Genomic DNA, 23,059 nt, shown 5'->3' with positions numbered 1-23,059 from the left:
CCGCCGGGGCAGCGGACCCGCTCGATGTTTGACAGACTGTCCCCTGCCGCTCATCGGTAGAAGTGTGTCGATGTGGGCCGGCGTTGCTGGCTGCAATCTGTGTCGTTGAGCCGTCTTTCTCATACGGGGGTTCCGTGATCCGTCGCGTCCTTGATCCGGTGCTGCGCCGCCCGAGGCGGCTGTCCCGTCCGTCGCGGCGCGTGGCGACTGTCGTCGCGCTCGTCATGGTCGGGCCGTTCCTTCAATCGGCGCCGGCGTCCGCCGAGGAGAGCGATCTCCGGGCCTATCGCCAGACCGCGGCCGATTACATGGTCTCCGGCGGCCCGTCCGTGCGCCGGGCGGCCGAGGCTGCCCTGCTGGGCTCCGATCAGGACCTCCAGGCGTTCTTCGACTCCGGGCGCCAGGTGGCGCAGGAGGCTGACGAGCGAGCCGCGGCGCAGGTGCTCACGTCGATGGACGGTCCGGCGGTGCGGGCCGCGGGGCTCAGAGCGCTGGAGGGCTCGGCCGCGGAGGTGCGCGCGTTCGTCAACGGTGGCTGGCAGGAGGCATGGCCGGCCGACGAGCGCCTGCGGGTCTACCGCGCCCTGGAGTCCGGCGGACCGACGACGAAGGCGGCGGCGCAGCAGGCGCTCGACGGCTCAGCGCAGGACGTCGCAGACTTCCTGGCCTCGGGCCGGGACGCGGCGGCCTTCGCCGACGACCGGCTGGCCGCGACGCGCATGCTCACCGGCGGACCGAACAACAGCGGCCCGGTCCTCAACACCGCGGCGCAGCAGGCGTTGTCGGGATCGCCGGAGGAGCTCGCCGAGTTCCTGGTGAGCGGACAGTTCGTGGCCCGGGCGCGGGACGCGGAGCTGGCCTCGATCCGGGCGTTGACCGAGCAGGCCAGGCAGGCCGGTGAGGCGACCGCCAAGGAGTCGCTCGCCGCGGAGGAGTTCTCGGCGCGGGCAGCGAACGCCGCGGACGAGGCGAAGAAGGCAGCCCAGAAGGCGCAGGCGGAGGCGCAGGCGGCTGGTGGCGCGGCGGCGAAGGCCTCGGCCGCGGCCGGGCGGGCGGCGGATGCCGCGGCCGGTGCGGCGGACGCCGCCCGGGTGGCGGTAGCGGCGTCGAACGCGGCGATGCGGGCGGCGAGGACCGCCGCGGACGCCTCACGCCGGGCGGTGACGGCGGCGTCGTTGACGGCCCAGGCGGCGGCGCGGGCGCAGCGCGCCGCAGCGGCGGCCCGGGCGAACGCCGGCGATGCCCGGGCGGCCCGGGAGGCGGCGGAGGCAGCCCGGGACGCGGCGGCGAGGGCACGCGAGCTGCTGATGGCGAAGGTCGAGCGTGACCGCGCCCTGGCGCAGGCCGAGGCGGCCTCGGTGGCGGCGAAGGCCGCGGGCCGGAACGCGGATGACGCCGCGAACGCCGCCGACGCGGCGAGCCGACAGTCGGGCGTGTCGGCGCAGCAGGCGCAGCGGGCGCGAGACGCGGCGGCGAGAGCCCGGGCGGCGGCGGCGACGGCGTCGCGCGCGGCGGCTCGGGCCGAATCGCTGGCGCGGTCGGCGGCGCAGGCCGCGGCGGATGCCTTCCGGTTCGCGGAGCAGGCAGCAGTGCACGCGGAGAACGCCGAGAGGTCGGCGTTGGCCGCCGCGATCGCGGCGGAGAACGCGCAGTATTCGGCGGCCGAGTCGGCCAAGGCCGCGGCCGCGGCCGTGGAGTCGGCGAACGTCGCGGTAGCCGCGGCCACCAGGGCGGGGGAGCTGGAGACGCTCGCCCGTCAGGAGGACGAGGCGCGGTTGGCGGAGGCCACCGAGCAGGGCGTGCTGGCCGCGCAGGAGGCCCTGGCCCAGGAACAGCAGACCAAGGCCGCTGGCGGGGTCCTGGCGGCGTGGAACCGCAGCCTGCAGTGGGACACCGCTGAGGAGCTCCGGGTCGATGCAACGACCCGCGCCCTGCTGAACGAGGCTGCCGCACCGGGTGTTCCGGCCGGCGAGATGGTGGACAAGGGCCGCCGCGCAGCTGCCGCACTGACCACCACCGGCGGCGAATGGACCAAGTCCGCGGCGCTCGACGTCCTGGCCGGCGGCGAAGTGGAGATGCGGACGTGGCTGGCCACCGGCCGCAGGGCCGCGAGCGGTCAGGACGACCGGTCCAGGGTGTGGCACCTGATCGACACCCTGGCCGACGGGCCGGAGAAGACGGCCGCGCAGACCGCCCTGGCCGGTGACGACGCCGCGGTGGATGCGTTCCTGCGCACGCGCAACTACAGCGGGAAGGTCTTCAAGGACCGGCAGGCGATCTACCAGATCCTCGAGACCGCCACCGCCGCCGGCCACGTGAACCTGAAGGCAGCCGCGGAGCAGGCTCTCGCGAGTGGCGGGGCCGCCGCACACGAGTTCCTCCGCACCGGGCAGCACACCGCGCGCACTGCCGACGAGCGGCTCGAGGTGTACCGCGCGATGGACACCGGAGGGCCGGAGGTCAAGGCGGCCGGGCAGGTCGCACTCTCCGGGCCGCCGTCCTACATCTCCTACTTTCTGGCCACGTCCCGTTACCAGGCGGCGCAGCGGGATCTGGAGCAGGCCGCCCATGTGGCGACCGTGCGCAAGCTGATCCTCGAAGCGCAGCAGTACGCACAGAAGGCGCTGGAGGACGCCGCCCGCGCTCAGGAAGCAGCACTCGACGCCGCGGGCTCGGCTGCCGAGGCGGATGCCGCCGCCAAGCGGGCCGACGACGCGGCCAAGCTGGCCGAGACGCACAGGAACAACGCGCGGCTGTCGGCCGAGGCGGCCCAGAGATCCGCCGATCAGGCGGCGCAGTCCGCGCAGACGGCTCGCAACGCGGCCAACTCGGCGCAGGCGAGCGCCAACAACGCCGCCATCTCGGCAGCGACGGCGAGCGCGGCCTCCCGCCGTGCGAGCGCGGACGCCGCGGCCGCGTCGGCGGACGCCAGGGATGCACGCGCCGCGGCCACGGCCGCCGGCAAGGACGCCGCGGCCGCCGACGCCGCCGCCAAGGAAGCCTCGGCCATCTACGCCACCAAGTTGAAGGAGTGGGAGGCACAGCAGCGCAGCACGGCAGCGGGGAGCGGCCCTGGCGGCAACGGGACCGCGGCGGACAGCCACAAGACCTGGGGCTGCCTGGTGCCGGAGTCGGCCATGTCGCCGCAGTGCGTCAACGTCTACAAGGACCTGGCCGGAACGCTGACGAACCCGGCCAAGTGCAGTGCGCCGGCGAACGCGGGCACGCCCGGCTGCTCCATGCTCAACGACCTCAAGGCCTTCGTCGACGAGAACCCCGGGCTGATGTTGGACATGCTCCAGTTCGTGCTGGGCATGTGCGGCCTCGTCCCGGGGGCCGGCGAGGTCTGCGACGCCGCCGACGCGGCGATCTCCTTCGGCCGCGGCGATGCGGTCGGTGGCCTGCTGTCGCTCGGCGCCATGGTCCCCGTGGTCGGGTGGCTCGCCTCCGGCGCCAAGGCGTTGAAGAACGCCGACAAGCTGCGCGCCGTCAAGAACATCGTCGAGCAGCTCATCAAGTGCGGGAGCAGCTTCACCCCCGGCACGGCGGTGCTGCTGGCCGACGGTACCCGCCGGCCGATCCAGCAGGTCCAGGTCGGCGACAAGGTTCTGGCCACCGACCCGGTCAGCGGGGTGACGGCGGCGAAGGCGGTCACGGCGCTCATCGGTAGCGCCGGCCTCAAGCAACTCGTCGACGTCACGATCGACACGGACGGGGCCGCGGGTGACGCGACAGGGACTGTCACGGCGACGCACAACCACCCCTTCTGGGTGCGCGATCTCGACTCATGGGTCAGGGCGGAATCCCTGCGGCCGGGGCAGTCGATCCGTACGTCCGCAGGCACCTGGGTGCAAATCGAGACCGTCGCGGAACGGACCGAGGACTCCCGGGTCCACAACCTGTCCATCGCCGACCTGCAGACCTACTACGTCGTTGCCGGTGACACACCCGTGCTGGTGCACAACGCCGGATGCCCGCCCGCGATCGGCTTCAGCGCGGACACCGTCGCCACCGCCTACGAGGGAATGCGGGGCGAAGGCGGACACGCGATGCGTCGGCTCGTCGGCGACATCATCCCCAACACAGGGAGCAACGAAGCGAAGAGGCAGGCGTTCGAAAACCTGACCTCGTCGATCCTGACCAACCCGCAGAAGACCTTCGACTGGACCCTCGGTGGCACCGGTGGCATCCGGAACAAGGGCTTCATCGGTGAGGTCAACGGCAAGACCGTCGTCCTGTTCGTGGCGAAGGAGGGCCAGTACGCAGGTAGGGTCACGTCCTCGAAGGTCGTCACTCCCGAGGACCTGAGGCTGTGGGGTATCTGTGGCTGCTGACCTGGCATCCGGGCTGCGTTTCGCCGCGCAGCCGGTGGTCAGCGTCTTCGTGCCGGGCACTCCCGCCGTGTCGCCGAACTTCGAGTTCGGCGGCACGGCACCGGCCGAGGTGCAGACGTATTCACTTGAGCGGGACGACCCGGGTCCGTTCCCGTACACCTGCGTCACCGAATACGACCTGGTCTTCGACGAGCTGCCGGCCGACCTCCACACCTATCTGACGCACTGCCTGCGCGCGGCGTGCACTGCCGGGGACACGGTGGTCTGGCTCGGATTCGAGGGTTCGTTCCACTTCGACGACATCCTCACCGATGCGATAGCGCCGCAGATCTACGGCGTGTGCGCGCCCGGCGTCGAGCCGGTCGTGGCCCCGGACCTGGAAGCCCTCAGGACGCCGTCGTGGCGGTCGGTGATCGGTTCGTTCCGGAGCCGCCTTCAACCGCGATGAGCACGCGATCTGTCCGACCTGAACGGACCGGCCCGGCGGTGGCCACAGCGGCCCCCGCCGGGTCCTGCCGTCGTGGCCACGAGAGGCTCCCGGCCCGGGTGGCGGAAGGGGCGGGCGACTGCCGGCCGTCGTCCGCCGCACATCTGGCCCCGTGGGCAGGTGATCGACCAGCCGGTTCACCGACCTGTCGGTCGGCCGACCGGCGGGCCGCTGCAATGGCGGCGGCTCTGTAGGATCCGCAAGGCGGTTGAGCGGAGGAGTGGCATGCAACCGGAGAGCCCTTACAGGTACACCCACATGCTGGGCTCATGCCAGGTCGGTAAGGCCTGGGCCGCCGTGGACGGGCAGGGCCGGTTCGCGACGGTGGCGGTCCTGGACGGGGTGGCGGCCTCCGACCAGCGTTGGCGGGAAGCCTTCGCCAACGCGGCGAATGCCCTGGCTGACGCCGAGGACGGCCACGCCTTCGCCAGCGCCGACTTCTCGGCGGCCCACCCGTGGGTGGCCTACCCGGCGGCGGAGGGGGACGCCCCGCGGCGTCTCTTCCAGAGCCTCGGTCTGGACTACCAACCAGTGCCCGACACGCCGGTGTCGGCGCCGCCCACGTCCGCCGCCCCCGCGGTGTCGGCGCCACCGGTGTCGGGCGCGCCGAATCAGGTCAGCGGCCCGCCGCAGCCGGTCTCCGGTGCTCCCGAGTTGGTGTCCGAGATGCCGCAACTACCGTGGGCGGTGCACGCGACCCCGGTCTCCGGGCAGCCGGTGTCCCCGTCCCCGCAGCCGGTGTCGGCCGCGCCGACGTCACCCGCGACGCCGGCCGCCGAGGCACCCGCGCCCGTACCCGCGCCGCGGTCGCCGGTCGCCCAGACCAACACGGCTGCCTCCTTCCAGGACCCGTTCGCCACCCCCACTCGCCGCATCAAGCCCTCCGAGCCCCGCCGCAGCCGGACCGGGCTCTGGGTGGGGGTCGCCGCACTGGTCCTGGTGCTGGTCGCCGGCGGCGGGGTGGCCGTCTGGGCGGTGTCGGGCAACGACACCGAGACGCCGCAGAGCGCCCCCACGACCAGCACCCTGCCGCCGGCGTTGCCGACGACGCCGCCGCAGTCGCCCGGCCTCGAACCGCCGAAGGCCGGCAGCTGGCCGACCCAGTGGCCGCGCTTCAACGAACGGGACACCGTCCGGACGCTGACCGAGCTCGACGGCCTGGGCTTCCCGGTGAAGGTTCCCACCACCTGGCAGTGCACGCTGGCCGGGCGGACCGAGGGGTTCGTCAAGTACCAGTGCGGCACCGCCGCCACCGGTAACCAGGCCGTCGGCGGCGAGGTGATCGTGCGGGACTGCCCGCAGCCGTGCAACGACCAGTGGCAGAACGCCATGCGCGGTGTCGAGGAGGCGTGGGGCGCACAGTGGATTCGCAGCGGCCAGTACGCCAGCTACGCCGAGCAGATCATCGAGATCGACGGCCAGCAGCGGCACGGCTTGGTGGTCGTCGCCTACTTCCGTAGTGGAGAGTCCGGCGCGCTCGACCGTCAGGTCGTGATCCGGATGACCTCGCCGGTGCCGGAGGCGTACCAACTGCGTCGCTTCGCCAGCTACATCCGGGACGTGGTCGTCTTTTGAGTGCACTGCAGGACGGGACGCCGACGCGCGTCGCCGCGCCCGACGCCGCGCTCCGGCCCCTCGCCGACCACTCCGTCGCGCTGATCCACGAGTGGTTCGGGGCGACCGGCGGATCCGAGCAGGTCTTCCTCAGCATGGCCGAGGTCGTGCCGCACGCGGATCGGTTCGTCCTCTGGAAGGACCACGACGCGACGGTGGACCAGGAGATCCACGAGTCCTGGCTGGCGAAGACCCCGTTACGGCGCAGCAAGGCCCTGGCGCTCCCGGTCATGCCGCTCACCTGGCGGACCCTGACCCGCAAGGTGTACGACGTCGTCCTGTCGTCCAGTCACGCCTTCGCCCACACCGTGAAGATCGGCGACCCGGACCGGACCCGCCACCTGAGCTACGTGCACTCACCGGCCCGCTACGTCTGGAGCCCGGAGCTGGACCAGCGGGGAGCCAATGCCGTGCTCGGGCCGATGCGCGCCGTGCTGCAGGCCGGCGACCGGCGGTTGAGCCGCCACGTCCACAGCTACGCGGCGAACTCCCGGGAGGTGCAGGCCCGGATCCGCCGGTACTGGGGGCGGGACGCCCGGGTCATCAACCCGCCGGTGGAGGTGGACTACTTCGGGTCGGCTCCGCCGGAGGTACGCGACCGGGACCGCCGCTATCTGCTGGGCGTCGGCCGGTGGATCCCGTACAAGAACTTCGATCTGATGATCGAGATCGCCGCCGCGGCGGGCCTGCCGCTGGTCATCGCGGGCAGCGGGCCCGAGGAGGAGAACCTTCGCCGGCTCGCCGCCCGCGTCGACGTGCCGGTCGAGTTCGAGGTCCGGCCGACGAGGGAACGGCTCCGCGAGCTGTACTGGGGCGCCGCGGCGCTGCTCTACCCGGCGCTGGAGGACTTCGGGATGATCCCGGTGGAGGCGCAGGCCTGCGGCACGCCCGTGGTGGGCTGGGCCCGGGGCGGGCTGCTGGAGACGGTGGTGACGGGTGAGACCGGATTCCTCCTCGACGCCACCGACCCGGCCGACTACGTGGACCCGATCCGGCGCGCGTCCCGGTTGTCCGCGTCGGCGGCGATGACCAACGCCCGACGGTTCACGCCGCAGGTGTTCCAGGCGAACATGGCCGCCTGGTTGACCGAGCAGGCGTAGCCGGGCCGGCTATTGGCTTCGGCCAGGTCCTCACATACTCTTGCCGAGCTCAGGGCACTGCGAGCTGGAGATGACTTCATGGTGACGGCGTCCGTGCCGGAGCACACCCGACTCGGCGAGGGGCCGCCGGCCAATGTGCTGATGTTGGGCACCGCGGAATGGGACTCTCCGATCGCGACGAACCAGCACTACGTCGCCCGTGAACTCGCGCGGACCACGAACGTGACGTTCGTCGAGTCGTTGGGGCTGCGCCGGCCCACGCTCCGGCGGGACGACGTCGTCCGGATGGCCTCGCGGGTGCGGCGGGCGATGGGCGACCGGGAGACCCCGGCGCACCGCCCCCGGCCGGCCGGAGCGCACATCGTGTCCCCGCTCGTGCTGCCGGTGCACCGCACGCCGACTCGTCCGCTCAACCGGGCTCTGCTGCGGCGTGCCACCGGAGCCTGGCTCACCAGCCAGCGTCCGCGCGTGCTCTGGACGTTCACGCCGGTCACCTACGGGCTGGAAGCGGCAGCGGACGTCGTCATCTACCACTGCGTCGACCTCCTGGCGACGTTCCCCGGTGTCGACGGCGTCGCCGTGGCCCGCGGTGAGCGGTCCCTGTCGTCGCGCACCGCCGTCGCCATCGCAACCAGCACGGCGGTCCAGGACCACCTCGTCGCCGCCGGCTTCCCCCGGGTCGAACTCCTGCCGAACGTCGCGGACGTCTCGGTCTTCGCGGCCGCGAGCCGGCCGGCGGCCGAGCGCCGACCCGCCGTGCTCTTCTCCGGGAACCTGACCGTCCACAAGCTCGACCTGCCGCTGCTCGAGTCGATCGCCATCGCCCTGCGGGGCCACGGCGAACTGCTGCTGGCCGGTCCGCTCGCCGCCGGTGGGGGCAGCTTCGACGCGGAGCTGCGCCGCCTCGAGAAACTCGGCGCCCGCCACCTCGGCGTCCTCACACCCGCCCAACTCGCCGAGGTGGCCGGCACCTGCGCCGTCGGCCTCATCCCGTACGCGATCAACGACTACACCCGCGGGGTCAGTCCCCTGAAGTGCTTCGAATATCTCTCCTCCGGCCTGGCGGTGCTGAGCACCGGGCTTCCGGCGGTGACCGAGCTGGCGCGCACCAACCCCCACGTGACGGCGGCCGAGGCCGGCGACCTCGTCGCTCGCCTGCCCGAGCTGCTCGGGCCGGTCAGCGACACCGTCCTGGGCGACCGGATGGCGAGCGCGGCGGAACACGGCTGGGAGGGCCGCGGCGCCGTGCTGCGCGAACTGTTGGACACCGAGCTGACCCGGCAGGGCCATGAGCCGCGTTGACTCCTCCCGGGCGGCCCGGTCGTGACGCGCGTGCTGGTCGTCAGCGTCGAACCGCCCTGGCCGGCGCAGCACGGCGGCCGCCTCCGCACCGCCCGCGTCGCCGAGGCGCTCAGCGGCCACGCGGAGGTGTTGGTCGCGTTCCCCGACCACGGCACCCGTCAGCCGGACGCCCCCGTCGCGACCCGCCCGCTGGCGTGGTCGGCGCCGTCCGCCGTCCGCACCCGGGCGTCGGGCCGGCCCCACCTGGGCGGGCACTACATGGTGCCCATCGCTGACGCCCTCGACGCGCTCTGCGCCGAGTTCCGACCCGACGCCGTCTACTGGTCCCACTCCTACCTGGCGGCGTGGGCGCCCCCGTCGTCCCGTCGGGTGCCGCAGGTCGTCGAGTTCGCCAACATCGAGAGTCGACGCCTCCAGACCCTGGTGACCTCGGCACACGGCTGGCAGCGGATGGCGCGGCGCGCCGAGGCGACCAAGGCGGCCTTCTGGGAGCCCCGGGTTGCCGCCCGTGCCGCGCTCTGCGTCGCGCTCTCCCCGCCGGACGCGGACGTGCTGCGCGGCTGGGCCCGCGACGTCGTCATCACCCCCAACGGGGTCGACGTCTGGCCGTACGATCCCTCGCCGTCCGACGGGTACGCCCTCGCGCTCGCCTCCTACGACTACGAGCCGAACGTGCTGGCGCTGCGCACGCTGGTCCGGGACGTCTGGCCCCTGGTCCGGGCCGCGCTTCCCGCCGCCCGGCTGGTGGTCGCCGGCCGGCGCAGCGAGGCGCTGGGCCCGGAGTTCGCCGCCGCGCCCGGGGTGGAGGTCCTCGGCACGCTCGACGACGTCGCGGACGTCTACGCCGGTGCCGCGCTGACCGTCGCCCCCGCCACCACCGGCGGTGGCTCGCAGCTCAAGCTGACCGAGTCGATGTCGCGGGGCCGCTCCGTGGTCATGAGCACGTTCGCGGCGAACGGCCTGCCCGCCGCCGTACGCGGTGCCGACGCCTACTGGGTGGCCGACGACCCGGACTCCTTCGCGAAGGCGGTCGTCGTCGGGCTGCGGGACACGCCGGCGCGGCACGCCCGGGAGCGCGCGGGATGGCAGCGCTGCGCGGCGCTCGGCTGGCCCGAGACGGTCCGCGAGCTGGTCGACGCCATCTCGACCCTCGCCGCGCGGACGGCCACGTCGTGATCCGGCGGGTCCACCTCATCGAGTCGGGCGGCCGGGGAGGCGTCTTCAACCACACCGTCGACGTCGCCGCCGGCCTGACGGACCTCGGCGTCGACGTGGTCGTGCACACCGCCGACGACTGCGACGCCGCCCCCGCCTCGGTGCCGCTGTGCCGGTGCGTCACCTGGCACCGCGCCTCGCCCAACCGGGTCGTCCGCCAGGCCCGGACGTCGGCGCGCTACCTGCTGCGCACCCTGCCCCACCTGCGCCGGGTGATCGGCTCGCAGGACGTCGTCCACCTCCAGGGCATGTTCGCGCTCACCCCGGAACTGATCTCGGTGGCCCGGCTCCGCCACGCGGCGGTGGTGACCAGCCCACACAACACCTTCGTCCGGTCGAACGCCCCCGGGGGCGGCCGGGCGCTGCGCAGTGCGCTCGAGGACGCCGACCGGGTCCTGGTCTACTCGGACGCGGATCGGCAGCGCCTCGTCGCCCGGGGCGTCGGGAACGTCGCCCAGGTCCCCCTCGTGCAGTGGACGCCACCCGCGGATCCGGCGCTCGTCGAGCGCTGGCGTGCCGCGCTCAAGCCGGACGGCGGCACGCTCGCCCTGCTGCCCGGTCAGGTCCGGGCCGACAAGAACCCGGAGCTGTTCGTCCAGGCCGTGGCGCGGTTGCCCGGCTGGCGAGGCGCGGTGGTCGGGGAGGACCTCGGCCCCGGCCGGCAGGTGGACGCGCTGATCGACCAGATCGGGGCGGCCGTCACCACCGCCTACCGCTACCTGGACGTCGCCGAGTTCACCGCGCTGGTCGCGGCCGCCGACGTCGTCGTCGCGCCGTACCAGATCGCCAGCCAGTCCGGGGTCGTCGCGGTGGCGGCCCGGCTGGGCGTGCCGACCGCGGTGGCCCCGTGCGGCGGCCTGGGGGAGGCGGCGACCGCCGTCGCCCGGGACACCAGCGCCGAGGCGATCCGCGACGCGATCGTCGCCGCGTACGAACTCGGCGCGAAGCCGGTGGACACGGCGGACGCGGCGAGTCGCTTCCTGCACGAGTACACCGTCGCGCAGCAGGGCCGGACCACCGGCCGGACCCGCACCCGCTGAGAAGAGGACCGCATTGTCCACGATGACCGTCACGATGGTCTCGGTCTCGGAGACCGCCGGTGGCGCCGAGGCGCACACCGTGGCGCTCGGCCGGGGAATGCGGGACCGCGGCCACGACGTCGTCCTCTACGGCCGCTGCCCCGGGTGGGAGGAGCAGGGGCTCAGCCGGACGGAGATCGGGCTCGGGCCGAAGTGGTCGCGCCGGACGATGGCAACCGGGCTGCTGCGGGTGCCCATCGAACGGCGCCGCACGCGGACCATCACCGACTCCTCGCTCTACTACCTGCAGTTCAAGCGGGAGCAGATCGCCCTGACCGCGCCGCTGTCGCGCCGCGCGCCCGTGGTCTGGACCGAGCACGGCCGGTGGATGGGCGGCTCGGCCGGTCGGCTGCTGCTCGCCGGCTACGTGCGCGCCGCCGAGCACGTCTCCCGGGTGGTCTGCGTCAGCGCGACCGTGGCCAGCGACCTGGCGCCGGTGGTCGGCCGGGACAAGCTCGTCGTGGTGCCCAACGCGATCGACACCCGGCGCTTCACCGCCCCGTCGCCCGAGACCCGGGCGGCGCTGCGCGGTCGGCTGCTCCCGAGCCACTTCCAGGACCGCCGGGTCGCGATCCTCGCCGCGCGGCTGCACCCCGCCAAGCGCCACGACCGGGCCGTCGCGGCCGCGCTGGCCAGCGGCAGCGCCCTCGTCGTCGTCGGCGACGGGCCCGACCGTGAGCGCCTGGAACGGCTCGGCGCGGGCAATCCCGACGTGCATTTCACCGGGCACCGGGAGGACGTGCCGGACCTCCTCGCGGCCAGCGACCTCTACCTCTACTGCGGGGCGGAGACCGACGGCACGCCGACCGCGGTGCTGGAGGCGGCCGCCTGCGGGCTGCCCGTCGTGGCGTTCCGCGGGGATCCCGGGACCGAGCTGATCCCCTACTGCGGTGGCCTGGTGATCGACGAGCCGTCGGACCTGACGGCCGAGAAGGTGTCGACGGTCCTGGAACTCCGGGGCGCTGGCGTCGGCTACGTCGAGCAGCAGCACGGCCGGCAGAAGTGGCTCGACGCGTACGAACAGATTTTCGAGGAGTGCCGGTGACCTCGCCCGGGGAGACCACCACCGAGCCGGAAGACCGGGCCGTCACGCCGGCGACCGCCGCGCCGCTGGAGAGCGACGCCACCGGGCCGGCGGACCACACGCGCTCAGCCCGCGGGCTCAGCACGGCCACCGCCGTCTCCTTCGGCCTCCGGCTGCTGGGCCTGGTCGTGGGCATGGCGACCACCTCCGTGCTCGCCCGCTACCTGAACCCCGAGGGGTACGGCGTCTTCGCGCTCGCACTCACCCTCGGCACCGCCGCGGCGCAGGTCGCCGACATGGGCACGACGATCACGGTGAGTTCCCGGATCGCGCGGGAGAAGGCCGCTGCCGGCCGCATCCTGAGCACCGGCCTGGTCATCCGGACGTCGGTGGCGCTGATCGCGACCGTCGGGCTGCTCGCCGCCGCGGCCGGCGGACTGTTCGGCGAGTCCAGCCCCGTGGTCAGTGTCGTCGCCATCGCCACGCCGCTGTCCGCGGCGGCCATCCTCACCGCCGGGGCGACCGCCCGTTTCCGGCCCGAGGTGTCGTCCGTCCTCGCGCTCGTCCAGGGCGTCCTCTGGCTGATAGCGGTCGTCGTCATCGCGCGTACGGGCGGCGACGTCGTCCTGCTCGCCTGGTTCTTCGTCGCCGTCGTCACCCTGCAGACCTGCGTCGGTGTCGCGATCAACCGGCGACTGGTGCCACTGGGCCGGCCGTCCTTCGCGGAGGCCGGCCGGATCTTCGCGCTGAGCTGGCCGCTGGCGATCAGTTCGCTGGCGGTCATGGCCTACTACCGGCTCGGCTCGGTGATCCTGTTCCACCTCCAGGGCGCGGCCGAGGTGGGCTACTACTCCGCCGCCTACAAGTTCCTCGACGTCGCCCAGCTCGGGCCGGCCATGCTGGTGGCGCCGCTCCTGCCGATCGTCGCGACGAGCCTGACGATGGACGCCCACCGCCGAAACCTGATCTTCAGCCTGGCGACGCGCACCGGCGTCGTGATCGGCGTGGGTACGGCGGTCCTGCTGATCGCGCTCGCCCCCGCGCTCGTCGCCTACCTCTATGGCGAGGACTTCGGCCCGGCGGTCACGCCCCTGATCCTCCTCGCGGTCGCCTTCGTCGGCGTCACCCTCGGCTACGTCGGCACGACGATCTGCTCCGCGCTGGGCGTCGTCCGGCCGATCGCGGTGCTGACCGTCTCGGTCGCGGTGGTCAACCTCGCGGCGCAGTTCTGGGCCTGCGCCCGCTGGGGCGCCACCGGCGCGGCAGCGGTCGCGGCGGGGACGGAGTTCGTGATCGGCGTCGCGACGTGCCTGCTGGCCGCCCGGACGATGACCGCACGGCTGCCCGTACGGCAGATGGCGAGCGTCCTCGTCGCCGGTGCCGCCACGATCCTGGTGTTGTGGCTGGTCCGCCTCCCGTGGCAGGTCGAGGCGGTGTCGGCCGCGGGCCTGTTCGGTGGGGCGGTGCTGCTCTCGCGGGCGATCACCACGGCCGACCTCAGGCGGGTGCTGTCCCGCAAGGCCCTGTGACGACGTCGACGTCAGTAGGTGGCGCCGGTCTCCACGTGCTGCCAGGTCAACCCGGCACACACCACCGGCCCCGTCCCGCACGACAGCCGGGCGTTCGTGTTCGTGGCCCGGCTGCCGTCCGCGCGGACGAGCGCGCTGACGTCGACCGCCAGCTCCGGCGCGTACGAGACGAGCGAACCACCGGCGGCGACCGCCGCGCCCCGGGCGCCGGGCGCGGCCCGTAACCCGGAGCCGCGGATCACCGCGGCGCCGGAGCCGCGCACGTTCACCACCCCGCCGACGGTCTCCTCCATGCTCACGTTCGACAACTGCAGCTCGGTGCGGGTGTTGAGGTCGAGCAGCCAGGCCATGCCGATGGTCCGCGTCTCGGCGAGCGCCACCTGCGACAGCGTGTGCGTGCCCGCGACGGCGGTGACCAGGCCGCCGCCGACGATCCGCAGCTCGGCGAGGGTCGCCCGCCGCACCGTGGCGTCCGCCGCCCACAGAGGCAGGTCGAGCAGGTGGCTGTCGGCGGCGGCCGCCATGCTGACCGCCCGGACGGTGAGGTCGTCCACCACCCCGGCGACCTGGGTGACGGACGCGCCGGCGGTGGTGCCGGCGGACGTGCCGGCGACGGTCACCCGGTCCACCAGCAACCGTCGGATCGTCGCCGTCGGGCCCACCGCCACGAGAGGCACGGGGCCGAGTTGCTCGACGTCGACGTCCTCGACGGTGAGCGCGCCGATGGTGGCGGGTCTGAGCGGTGCGACGCGTACCGGTGGCTGGTCCCGGCCGGGACCCTCGATCCGCACCCCCCGGACGTGCACCCGACCCACCGACGAGCCGTTGACGTGCACCACGCCGCCCCGCCCGGGGAGCGTCGTCGCCGCGACCCGCTCCACGACCAGCTCGTCGACGCGGCCGCCGGTGGTGCGCCAGTCGGCGGTGTCGTCCCCGATCCAGACGACGTTGTTGCCGGCCAGGCCCGTGACGCCCCGGACGGTGGTCCGCAACGCCGCCGTCTCCGGTGAACCGCCGAGCACCTTGACCAGCGCCGCGAGCGAGGCCGCGCTGACGTCCTCGATGACGGTGTCGGTCACCGGCCCCCAGACGTCGTCGTAGGCCTGCCAGTCGCGCGGGGTGATGGCGACGGTGTCGTCCCCGGTCGTCCCGCGAATGCCGGAGATCCGGGTACGCGCGGCGGGCCCCTGGATGTGCACGCCGTCGGAGTGCGTGGCGAACCTGATCCGGGCGACCGTGGTGTCGGTGACGTCGCCGAGGGAGATCGCGTACTTGTCGCTGGCGGTCTCCACCGCCAATCCCTTGAGCGTCAGGCCGTCCACCCGTCGCCACCGCAGGCTGTGCAGGTTGGGGCCGGCCCCGCCGACGCCGTGCGCACGCACCCAGGTGCCGCCGACCACGCTGATGTCCCGGTCTCGGCCACCGCCGGCGAGCGCGGCGTTGACGAGCAGGTTGCAGGCGCTGCCGGCCGCCAGGGTGACCCGGCAGCCCGACATGATCAGGGTCGTGCCGCTGTGCACCACGAGGGGTGCGCTGACCTGGTAATGGGCGCCGCGCGGCCCCCGGACCAGGCCGCCGGCACCGGCGAGGAGGGCCGCGTTGAGCGCGGCCGTGTCGTCACCCCCGGACGGGGCCGGCAACAGCACGGCGCCCGCCGAGAGCGGGGTGTCGCCCGCGAGGAGCAGCCCGCCGGCGAGGGCCAGGCCGCCGCTGGCGGTGAGGAAGGTGCGACGGGTGATCATGTGCGGCTCCGGGGGCGATCCGGGCATGACCCTACCGGGTGGCCGCTATCGACTGCGAGTACGGAGATCTGCCGCCATTTCCACTATCCGGTGGAAACCGACGGACATCGTCGTACGGTCCGGGCGATCCTTCGATCGCCTTCCCACCACGGTCTTCGCGGGCCAGCTTCCGATGGCGCCGGCGCTCTCCCTGCCTGATACTGTGTGCCGCGACGGCCGCCGCCGTGATGTTCGAACGACCACATTGCACGGCCGCTCTGGTCACAGGGTCGCGCCAACTGTGGTCGTCCCGCGACTGCCACGGCAACCGGCTCGGCGTTGTTGTCAGCAGGGTTCTGTGTCAGCGAGGGCCGACCGGAACCCGTTCCGGGGCAAAGGCAGCGATGGGTTCCAGAGGGACTTTGACGGATTCGGGCACGGACGGCGCGGACACCCTTCCTCCCCGACAACCCCCTGGCCGACCCGACAACGACGCGGAACGCCCACCTCGTCTGTCCCGGGTTCCCGGCTGGGCATCCGCTGTCGTCGACCCGATCGCCGCCACCGCCCGGCAGCCGATCGGCCTGGCGTCGTTGGTGTTCGCGGCGCTCTCCGCCCTGTACATCGCCTGGACGTTGCGGTCGCCTCTCGGGGTCGTGTTCGCGATCGTGCTGCCGTTGCTCGTGCTCCGCCTCCCCGTGACGGGCATCGTGCTCGTGGCGGTCGTCGCGCAGGAGATCAAACCCAACGGGCGCTTCGGTGAGCTGACCACGTTGGGCTACCAGGCGTTCATCAGCCCTGGGAAGACCCCGATGGTGCTGCCGCTCGCGGTGACGGCGGCACTCGCGGCCGCGGCGCGCTGGTGGCCGCCGAAGGGCTTCCGCCTCCGCTCGACCGGCGGGCTGCTGCTCGGCGTGGCCGTGGCGCTCGTCGTCGTCTCCGTCGGGAGCGGCCTGCTGCACGGGCAGTCGGTCTTCTCCGCCGTCAACCAGAACGCCCGCCCCTTCGTCCTGCTGGTCCTGGGCCTGCTGATCGGCATGAGCCTGCGGTGGTTGCGGGACGACCAGCGGTCGCTGCGGATGACGGTCGGCGCGGTGCTGGCCGCGCTGCTCGTCGCGGCGGCCGTCGCGATTCCCCTCGGCGAGACCGCCGACGACCGACTCAGCGCCTACTTCGTCTACTACGACTCGGCGCTACCCGCGATCGCGGCGGCGGTCTTCATCGGGCTGCTCGGACACGACGGTTGGCGCTGGGACTGGCGACACGTGACGGTGCTCGCCACCACCCCCCTGCTCGTCCTGATCAGCTTCCGCCGGAGCGTGTGGCTCGCGGCCTTCGCCGCCTTCGTCGTCGTTCTCGTGCTCACCTGGCGGCGGTGGCGGCGCATGACCCGACAGCTCGCCGTCGCGGCGCTCGTGGTGGCGGTGATCGTGCTGGCCGCCCCCGGCTTCGCCGCGGACCTCGGGCTGCGCAGCGTGGGCAGCTTCGACCTGGGCAACGGCGACACCACCGCGAGCAAGCCGAGCCCGAGCAACAAGCCCAGCCCGAGCAGCGTGCCGAGCGCGAGCAACAAGCCCAGCGCGAGCAGCCTGCCGAGCGCGACGGGCAACCCGAGCGCCGGCGGCGGACCGGGCGCGACCGGCAAGCCGAGCGCCGGCGGGGGACCGGGCGCGACCGGAAAGCCGAGCGCGACCGCCAAGCCCAGCGCGACCCCCAAGCCCAGCGTGAGCAGCGGATCCAGCGCCGGCGGCGGAACCGCCCCGAGCGGGAGGCCGAGTGCGACCGGCGCGCCGAGCGCGCGGCCGAGCGCGACCGGCGGTCCGAGCGCCGGTGGCGTGGCCGCGCGGCCGTCCACGGCGGCCACCTCCCGGCCGCCCTCGCCCACTCCCGCGCCGGAAAGCGCCAAGCACCAGGCCGAGTCGACGAGCGGGCACATCAGCGACCTCCGCCTCGGGTGGGACTACGTACGGGCGAACTTCTGGACCGGAGTCGGTCCACAGTCGCCCCAGCTGGCGGGGATGGCCGCCGCCGACGCCACCCGCGTGTACGTACACAACGAACTGCTCCAGGACTGGCTGCGCTACGGCCCCGCGGTGCCCCTGCTCGTGGTCGTCTTCCTCGTGGCCGCCGGTCTCGTGGCCCTGCGGGCCGTCCGCGACCCCGCCAGCGACGGCATCGTCCGATCCGCGGCCGTGTTCTGCCTGATCGCGCCGCTGTGTCTGATGACCGCGCCGTTCCTGTCCGAGACGAGCCGCTGGCCGCTCGTGGTCGGCCTCGCCGCGGGAATCGTCGCACCGCTCGTCCTGGACCGGGACCGGCACGGTCGCCGGACCGAGCCGACCCCCTCGGCGTCGAGCCCGTCACCCGCCCCGGCTGAGGTCGAGGGAAGGGCAGCCGAATGACCGACCCGTCGCCACGGGCGCTGCGGCTCGCCCTGTGGGCCCAGCGCCAGGCCCACGTCGTCCCGGCGCCGCTGCGCCGGCTGGCCGGCGGCACCCTCCGGCGCCTGACCAACCCCGGTGCCCGCACGTCGCTGCCGAGTGAGGACTGGTCGGTCCCGCTGGTACCCGGTCGAGGCGCGGGTGACCTGGAGGCGCTCCGACCGGCCCCCGCCCAGGCGCGACCGTCGCCGCCACCGCCCCGCGTCGACGTCACCGAGCCCACCCGGGTGCGCTGCGCCATCGCGGCGGGCGTCCTCGACGTCGGGGGAGCGGAGGAGGTCGCCGCGTTCCTCGCCCGGCGGCTCCCCGGCCACGGATTCGAGACCGCGGTCGTCTACGCGGACACGCGCCTGCCCGGCCAGGAGGGCGAGGGCGGACGGCTCGCCCGCGCCCTCGCGGCCGAGGGCGTCACGACGCAGCAGCTGACCCCCGGGAACGCCGCCGACTGGATGCGGTCGTGGCGACCCGACGTGATCAGCGCGCACAACGCCCGCGACTGGCTGCTCGACGTGGCCGGCGAACTCGGCGTGCCGTGGGTGGAGACGCTGCACGACATGCACCGCTTCTACCACCCCCACTCCTGGGAGCCGGAACGCGAGCGGGCGCGGGCAATCTCCGCGCAGGTCGCGGTCAGCGACCTCGTCCGCCAGCAGTACCTCCGCCGCAACCCGAGCTATCCCGGCGACCACGTGGTCACCGTGCCGAACGGCGTGGACGGCTCCCGCGTCCTGCCGGTGGACCGGTCGCAGGCCCGCGCGGCGCTCGGACTGACGGATGAGTTCCTCTTCGTCTCGCTCGCCCGGTACTGCCTCCAGAAGAACACGTTCGGCCTGGTGACGGCCTTCGGCGACGTGGCACGCGAGCACCCGGACGTCCACCTTCTGGTGGCTGGGCGCGCGAACGACGACCCGCTCTACTACGAACAGACCCGGCAGGCCGCCGCGGCCCTGCCGGACGCCGGCCGCGTCCACCTCCGCGGTCACTGCGCCAACCCGTCGGCCCTGCTGGCGGCGGCGGACGCCTTCGTCCTCGACTCCTTCTTCGAGGGCTGGTCACTGTCCTCGATGGAGGCTCTGATGGCCGGAATCCCCGTCGTGCTCACCGACGTCGGCGGGGCGCGGGAGCAACTGGCGAACGGCCGGCGGGGACACCTGGTCGCCAACCCGGCCGGAAACGCCGAGCTGGTGGACTGGCAGGTGATCAACGAACTCCGGTACCGGCCGCAGGGCAACCGTGCCGAACTGGTCTCGGCGATGTCGTCGATGGTCCGTGAACGCGCGGCCTGGGCGAACGCCCGCCAGCGGTTGCACGACGAGGCGGTGAGCGAGTTCTCACCGGACGAGTCGCTGGCCGGGCACGCGGGCGTGCTGCGCGCCGTGGCGCTCGGTACGCCCCTGCCGGCGCACGCCCGGCAGTCTCAGGTCGGCTGACGGACGCGACGCTTCCGGGCGCGCCCGCCTCGGCGACGGTCAGGGGGACGCCGGTCAGCGGCCGCCGCCCCGCAGCACCTCCGCCACCGTACGCAGCACGACCTTGATGTCGAGCCAGAGCGACCAGTTCTCGATGTAGTAGTTGTCGAACCGCGCCCGGTCGGAGATCGGCGTGTCACCGCGCAGCCCGCTGACCTGCGCGAGCCCGGTGAGCCCGACGGGTGCCCGGTGCCGCATCGCGTAGTTGGGGTACTCGACCGAGAACTTCTCCACGAAGTACGGCCGCTCCGGGCGCGGCCCGACCACGCTCATCTCGCCGCGCAGGATGTTCCAGAGCTGGGGCAGCTCGTCCAGCGACGTACGGCGCATGAACCGCCCGACCGGCCCGACCCGCCGGTCGTGCGCGATCGACCAGTTCGTCTGTGACTCGTGCTCGTTGACGGGACGCATCGAGCGGAACTTGATGACGTTGAACGGCTTGCCGTACCGGCCGATCCGCTCCTGCTGGAAGAACACGCCCCGGCCCCCGTCGAGGAACGTGGCGAGCGCGCAGAGCAGGAGCACCGGGCTCAGGACGACCAGCGCCGTCGCGGCGAAGACGACGTCGGAGGCACGTTTGATGGCCCAGCGCGGCCCGGAGAGCTTGGTGTCACCGATCTTGACGATCGGAATCGCGCCGATGTGGTCGGGATAGCTGCCGAGCGACCGCGAACCCCACAGGCGCGGCACCGCCCAGAGGTCGCAGCGGGAGCTGACCGGACGAAGCAGGATCTCCATCAGGGTCGACTCGGAACAGTCCGGGTCGGCGATCACCATGACCTCGCACTCGGACAGGCGGGTGAGCTGTTCGAGGTCGTCGAGCGTGCCGATCAGCGGGACTCCGCTGCTGCCCTGGCGCGACGTGGCGTCGACACAGCCGACGAACCGCAGGCCGTACTGCGGGTAACGGCGCAGCAGCCGGGCGAGCTCCAGGCCGATCGGTCCACTGCCGACGATGATGGTGTTGTGCTCCACCCACCGCCGCTTGCGCGCGACGATGGTGAGCGACCTGCTGACCGCCCGGCCGACGATCACCAGCCCGGCGGAGAGCGCGACACCGCGCATGAACCCGCCCACGTAGTGCACCGAGTCGTGCCGCTCGGCGGCGATGATGGCCACCACCGCGGCGGACGCCAGCAGCCGCCCGCCGATGCTCGGCAGCTCGTCCAGGATGCCGACGTGCCGGCGGGCCCGGTAGAGCCCGCCGGCTGCGAAGAACGTCACCGTGAGGGCGGCGTTGGCCAGCGTGCCGCGCCAGTAGTTCTGGCTCAGCAGCAGGGGCGTGAGCAGCGCGACGACGTCGATCGGAGCAGTCAGCATCCAGGCCCGCAGCCCGCGGGTGTTCTTCGAGGCCCGCGAGCTGGCGTACGGAAGGACGGCGGTCGTGTCGAGACCAGCGCGCGTCGCCGCCTTCTCCGGTGCCGGTGCGGCGGAGGGGAACGCCTCGGGTATCCCCTCGTCGCCGTCCGCGTCGTGTGGCGCCACCGTCCGAACAGGCCCGTCGCCGAACTCCAGCTGCGGCGCGCCCGGATAACTGAGTGCCGGTTGCCTCGACATTCTGATCCTCCCCGTGAGCCCCCCGACAATGCCGACAGTCAGGGCGCGCTCGCAGGTTACGACCGAGTCAGTTTCGCCGCCAGAGCCGGCACGACAAACCTGTCTCCTACTTTGCGGCGGACAGGATGTCGGGGACCGAGTCCCGACGCACCGCGTCGAAGACCCGCTTGGCCTTCGGCTTGTCGGCGAGGACGACGCTCTCGCTGCCGATGCGGCCCGTCCCCTTCGTCGGGCAGGTGAAGAACCCGAGGTTGCCGCTCCTCAGGTGACGAAGCTCCGTCGCCAGGTCCACCAGGGACAGGGACTGGTCCACCGCCACCGCGTCCGCCGTGGCCTTCACGAACGAGTTCAGCTTGGCGGGGTTGGTCACCACGCCGCCGGACACCGCCTTGTCCAGGATGGCCTTGATGACCTGCTGCTGGTGCTTAATCCGGGTGAAGTCGCCGTCGGCGAAGGCGTAGCGCTCACGGGCGTAGTCCAGCGCCGCGGCACCGTCCATCGTCTGCTTGCCCTGAGCGAACTCGCGACGGCCATCGGGGTTGAGCGAGTGGGTCGAGGTGAACGCCTTGTCCACAGTGATCTCTACGCCGCCCAGCGCGTCGACGATCTCCTTGAAGCCGGCGAAGTCGACCATCGTCACGTGGTCGATGCGGACCCCGGTGAACTCCTCCACCGTCTGGACCATCAGCGGGACACCGCCCCACGCGTACGCTGCGTTGATCTTGGCGTCGGTGCCGCCCCGGCCCTCCTTCGACTTCGGCACGTGCACCCACGTGTCGCGCGGGATGGAGATGAGCTGCGCGCTCGACCGGTCCTTCGGCAGGTGGGCCAGGATGATCGTGTCCGACCGGGAACCCGACGCGTTCTCCGGGTCGCGCGAGTCGCTGCCCAGGATCATGATGTTCATGGCGCCCGTCGCCACCACCTGCGGGCGGGACTCCTCCGGCACACCCTCGAACGCGTCCACCCGCTCGATGCCCGAGTTGATCGAGCGAACGTACAGGCCGCCCGCCACCACACCGGCGCCGGCAAGCACCACCAGGACGATGACGGTGATCAGGGCGATCCGGCCCCACCGGCGGCGGCGCGGGCGGGGCGTGGCCTGCTCGCCGTCGTCCGGTTGCCCAGAATCGACTGCCGGCCCGGTGTTCGTCGACAGGTGAAGCTCTGCGGTCTGGTCTGCACGGGGCATGGTCGCGATGCTACTGATTCGCATTTCGGCCCGCGTACCCTCGTCCGGCCACAACCGGCCACCGGTCCGTCGGAGAATGCCCCCGTGGGTAAACGAAAGTTGCCCAGGCATCGGTCATCTTCACCTGGTATGAACTCAGCGTGGACGCCACCAAGCTGCGTCGGGCCATCGCCCGTACCCCCCTCGCCCCCGTCGCCGCCTTCCCCAAGCGGCTGGTCTCGGTCGCCCGTCACGACGCCAAGGTGCTACGCACCTCGGCGCGGTGGCTGGTCACCTCCCGGGAACACCACAACTACACGTACGACCTGACAAAGCTCAGTCGCCAGCACCTGGCCTGGTTCGTCAGCGTCGTCTGCGACGTACCGGTCAAGCAGGTCCGCGGCTACTTCGCCGAGATCGAGTCGGACGAGGCCCTCCGAGCGCACATCGAGCAGACCACGGCGGCCGCCGCCCGGCGCGGCCTGGCCGACCGGCGGGTCCGCTACGCCCGCCGCATCGGCTGGTACGCCATTGTGCGCGCCACCCGCCCCACCCACGTCGTCGAGACCGGGGTCGACAAGGGGCTCGGCAGCTGCGTCCTCGCCTCGGCCCTGCTGCGCAACGCCGCGGAGGGCCAGCCGGGGCGACTCAGCGCGTTGGACATCAACCCCGAGGCCGGCTACCTGGTCCGCAGCGGACGGTGGTCCGAGGTGGTCGACCTGGTGATCGGTGACTCCATCGCCTCGATCGGCGCGTTCGACCGGCCGGTCGACCTCTTTCTGCACGACAGCGACCACAGCCGCGAGCACGAGAAGCGTGAGTTCGACGCGGTCGAGCCGAAGCTCGCCCCTGGCGCGATGCTGCTCACCGACAACGTCACCACCACCAACGTCCTCGCCGAGCACGCCGAGCGCACCGACCGCCGGTTCCTCGCCTACCGGGAGACGCCGGCCAACCACTGGTACCGCGGCGACGGGATCGGCGTGGCATGGTGAGTCTTCGCGGCTGTCTCCGCC

15 protein-coding genes are annotated in these 23,059 nt (G+C 73.0%); 12 read left to right on the top strand and 3 right to left on the bottom strand.

The window, feature by feature from the left end:
• The first annotated feature begins 134 nt into the window (after window positions 1-134).
• The 9 genes from O7603_RS15365 (at window position 135) to O7603_RS15325 (ending at window position 13,684) form a co-directional block, all read left to right on the top strand.
• Window positions 135-4,334 (top strand): polymorphic toxin-type HINT domain-containing protein, encoded by a 4,200-nt coding sequence (locus tag O7603_RS15365; protein WP_281576388.1) that lies wholly within the window; start codon window positions 135-137, stop codon window positions 4,332-4,334.
• Complete coding sequence (locus O7603_RS15360) at window positions 4,324-4,782, top strand: hypothetical protein (RefSeq protein WP_281576387.1); 459 nt, start codon at window positions 4,324-4,326, stop codon at window positions 4,780-4,782. Before O7603_RS15365 ends, O7603_RS15360 begins: the two co-directional genes overlap by 11 nt.
• 297 nt (window positions 4,783-5,079) lie before the next feature.
• Complete coding sequence (locus O7603_RS15355; RefSeq protein WP_281576386.1) at window positions 5,080-6,396, top strand: hypothetical protein; 1,317 nt, start codon at window positions 5,080-5,082, stop codon at window positions 6,394-6,396.
• The gene (locus tag O7603_RS15350; RefSeq protein WP_281576385.1) at window positions 6,393-7,535 is read left to right on the top strand and encodes a glycosyltransferase; all 1,143 of its coding nucleotides are present in this window, start codon (window positions 6,393-6,395) and stop codon (window positions 7,533-7,535) included. The genes O7603_RS15355 and O7603_RS15350 overlap by 4 nt, the downstream gene beginning before the upstream one ends.
• Before the next feature lie 78 nt (window positions 7,536-7,613).
• A complete protein-coding gene (locus tag O7603_RS15345; RefSeq protein WP_281576384.1) occupies window positions 7,614-8,837 on the top strand; it encodes a glycosyl transferase family 1 in 1,224 nt (407 codons plus the stop codon).
• Between the two features lie 21 nt (window positions 8,838-8,858).
• The gene (locus O7603_RS15340) at window positions 8,859-10,013 is read left to right on the top strand and encodes a glycosyltransferase (RefSeq protein WP_281576383.1); all 1,155 of its coding nucleotides are present in this window, start codon (window positions 8,859-8,861) and stop codon (window positions 10,011-10,013) included.
• Window positions 10,010-11,092: a glycosyltransferase gene (locus O7603_RS15335; RefSeq protein ID WP_281576382.1), complete on the top strand. Its 1,083-nt coding sequence runs from the start codon at window positions 10,010-10,012 to the stop codon at window positions 11,090-11,092. Before O7603_RS15340 ends, O7603_RS15335 begins: the two co-directional genes overlap by 4 nt.
• Before the next feature lie 22 nt (window positions 11,093-11,114).
• Complete coding sequence (locus O7603_RS15330; protein ID WP_281576381.1) at window positions 11,115-12,176, top strand: glycosyltransferase family 4 protein; 1,062 nt, start codon at window positions 11,115-11,117, stop codon at window positions 12,174-12,176.
• Window positions 12,173-13,684 (top strand): flippase, encoded by a 1,512-nt coding sequence (locus O7603_RS15325; protein WP_281576380.1) that lies wholly within the window; start codon window positions 12,173-12,175, stop codon window positions 13,682-13,684. Before O7603_RS15330 ends, O7603_RS15325 begins: the two co-directional genes overlap by 4 nt.
• Before the next feature lie 11 nt (window positions 13,685-13,695).
• On the opposite strand, the gene O7603_RS15320 is transcribed toward O7603_RS15325, so the two are convergent.
• A complete protein-coding gene (locus tag O7603_RS15320) occupies window positions 13,696-15,426 on the bottom strand; it encodes a hypothetical protein (RefSeq protein ID WP_281576379.1) in 1,731 nt (576 codons plus the stop codon).
• A gap of 635 nt (window positions 15,427-16,061) precedes the next feature.
• Between O7603_RS15320 and O7603_RS15315 the strand changes: the two genes are divergently transcribed.
• On the top strand, window positions 16,062-17,807 hold the full coding sequence (locus O7603_RS15315) for an O-antigen ligase family protein (protein WP_281576378.1): 1,746 nt from the start codon (window positions 16,062-16,064) through the stop codon (window positions 17,805-17,807).
• Window positions 17,804-19,276, top strand: a complete 1,473-nt coding sequence (locus tag O7603_RS15310; RefSeq protein WP_281576377.1) for a glycosyltransferase — start codon at window positions 17,804-17,806, stop codon at window positions 19,274-19,276. Before O7603_RS15315 ends, O7603_RS15310 begins: the two co-directional genes overlap by 4 nt.
• Before the next feature lie 54 nt (window positions 19,277-19,330).
• Here the strand turns inward: O7603_RS15310 and O7603_RS15305 are convergent, their stop codons facing one another.
• Together O7603_RS15305 and O7603_RS15300 are read right to left on the bottom strand one after the other, a co-directional pair.
• Window positions 19,331-20,872 (bottom strand): sugar transferase, encoded by a 1,542-nt coding sequence (locus O7603_RS15305; RefSeq protein WP_281576376.1) that lies wholly within the window; start codon window positions 20,870-20,872, stop codon window positions 19,331-19,333.
• A 106-nt stretch (window positions 20,873-20,978) separates the two neighbouring features.
• Window positions 20,979-22,064, bottom strand: coding sequence for an LCP family protein (locus O7603_RS15300; RefSeq protein WP_281576375.1), 1,086 nt, complete (start codon window positions 22,062-22,064; stop codon window positions 20,979-20,981).
• Window positions 22,065-22,204: 140 nt separating this feature from the next.
• Between O7603_RS15300 and O7603_RS15295 the strand changes: the two genes are divergently transcribed.
• A complete protein-coding gene (locus O7603_RS15295; protein ID WP_281576374.1) occupies window positions 22,205-23,038 on the top strand; it encodes a class I SAM-dependent methyltransferase in 834 nt (277 codons plus the stop codon).
• The last annotated feature ends 21 nt before the right edge of the window (window positions 23,039-23,059 follow it).

Source organism: Micromonospora sp. WMMD812 (genome assembly GCF_027497215.1).
Taxonomy (GTDB): domain Bacteria; phylum Actinomycetota; class Actinomycetes; order Mycobacteriales; family Micromonosporaceae; genus Micromonospora.
This window is presented reverse-complemented; position numbering and strand designations above follow the sequence as displayed.

Coding starts and splice junctions, on each gene's coding strand:
- O7603_RS15355 (WP_281576386.1), top strand. CDS start 5,080: ATGCTGGGCTCATGCCAGGTCGGTAAGGCCTGGGCCGCCGTGGACGGG.
- O7603_RS15345 (WP_281576384.1), top strand. CDS start 7,614: ATGGTGACGGCGTCCGTGCCGGAGCACACCCGACTCGGCGAGGGGCCG.
- O7603_RS15330 (WP_281576381.1), top strand. CDS start 11,115: ATGACCGTCACGATGGTCTCGGTCTCGGAGACCGCCGGTGGCGCCGAG.
- O7603_RS15320 (WP_281576379.1), bottom strand. CDS start 15,426: ATGATCACCCGTCGCACCTTCCTCACCGCCAGCGGCGGCCTGGCCCTC.
- O7603_RS15310 (WP_281576377.1), top strand. CDS start 17,804: ATGACCGACCCGTCGCCACGGGCGCTGCGGCTCGCCCTGTGGGCCCAG.
- O7603_RS15305 (WP_281576376.1), bottom strand. CDS start 20,872: ATGTCGAGGCAACCGGCACTCAGTTATCCGGGCGCGCCGCAGCTGGAG.
- O7603_RS15300 (WP_281576375.1), bottom strand. CDS start 22,064: ATGCCCCGTGCAGACCAGACCGCAGAGCTTCACCTGTCGACGAACACC.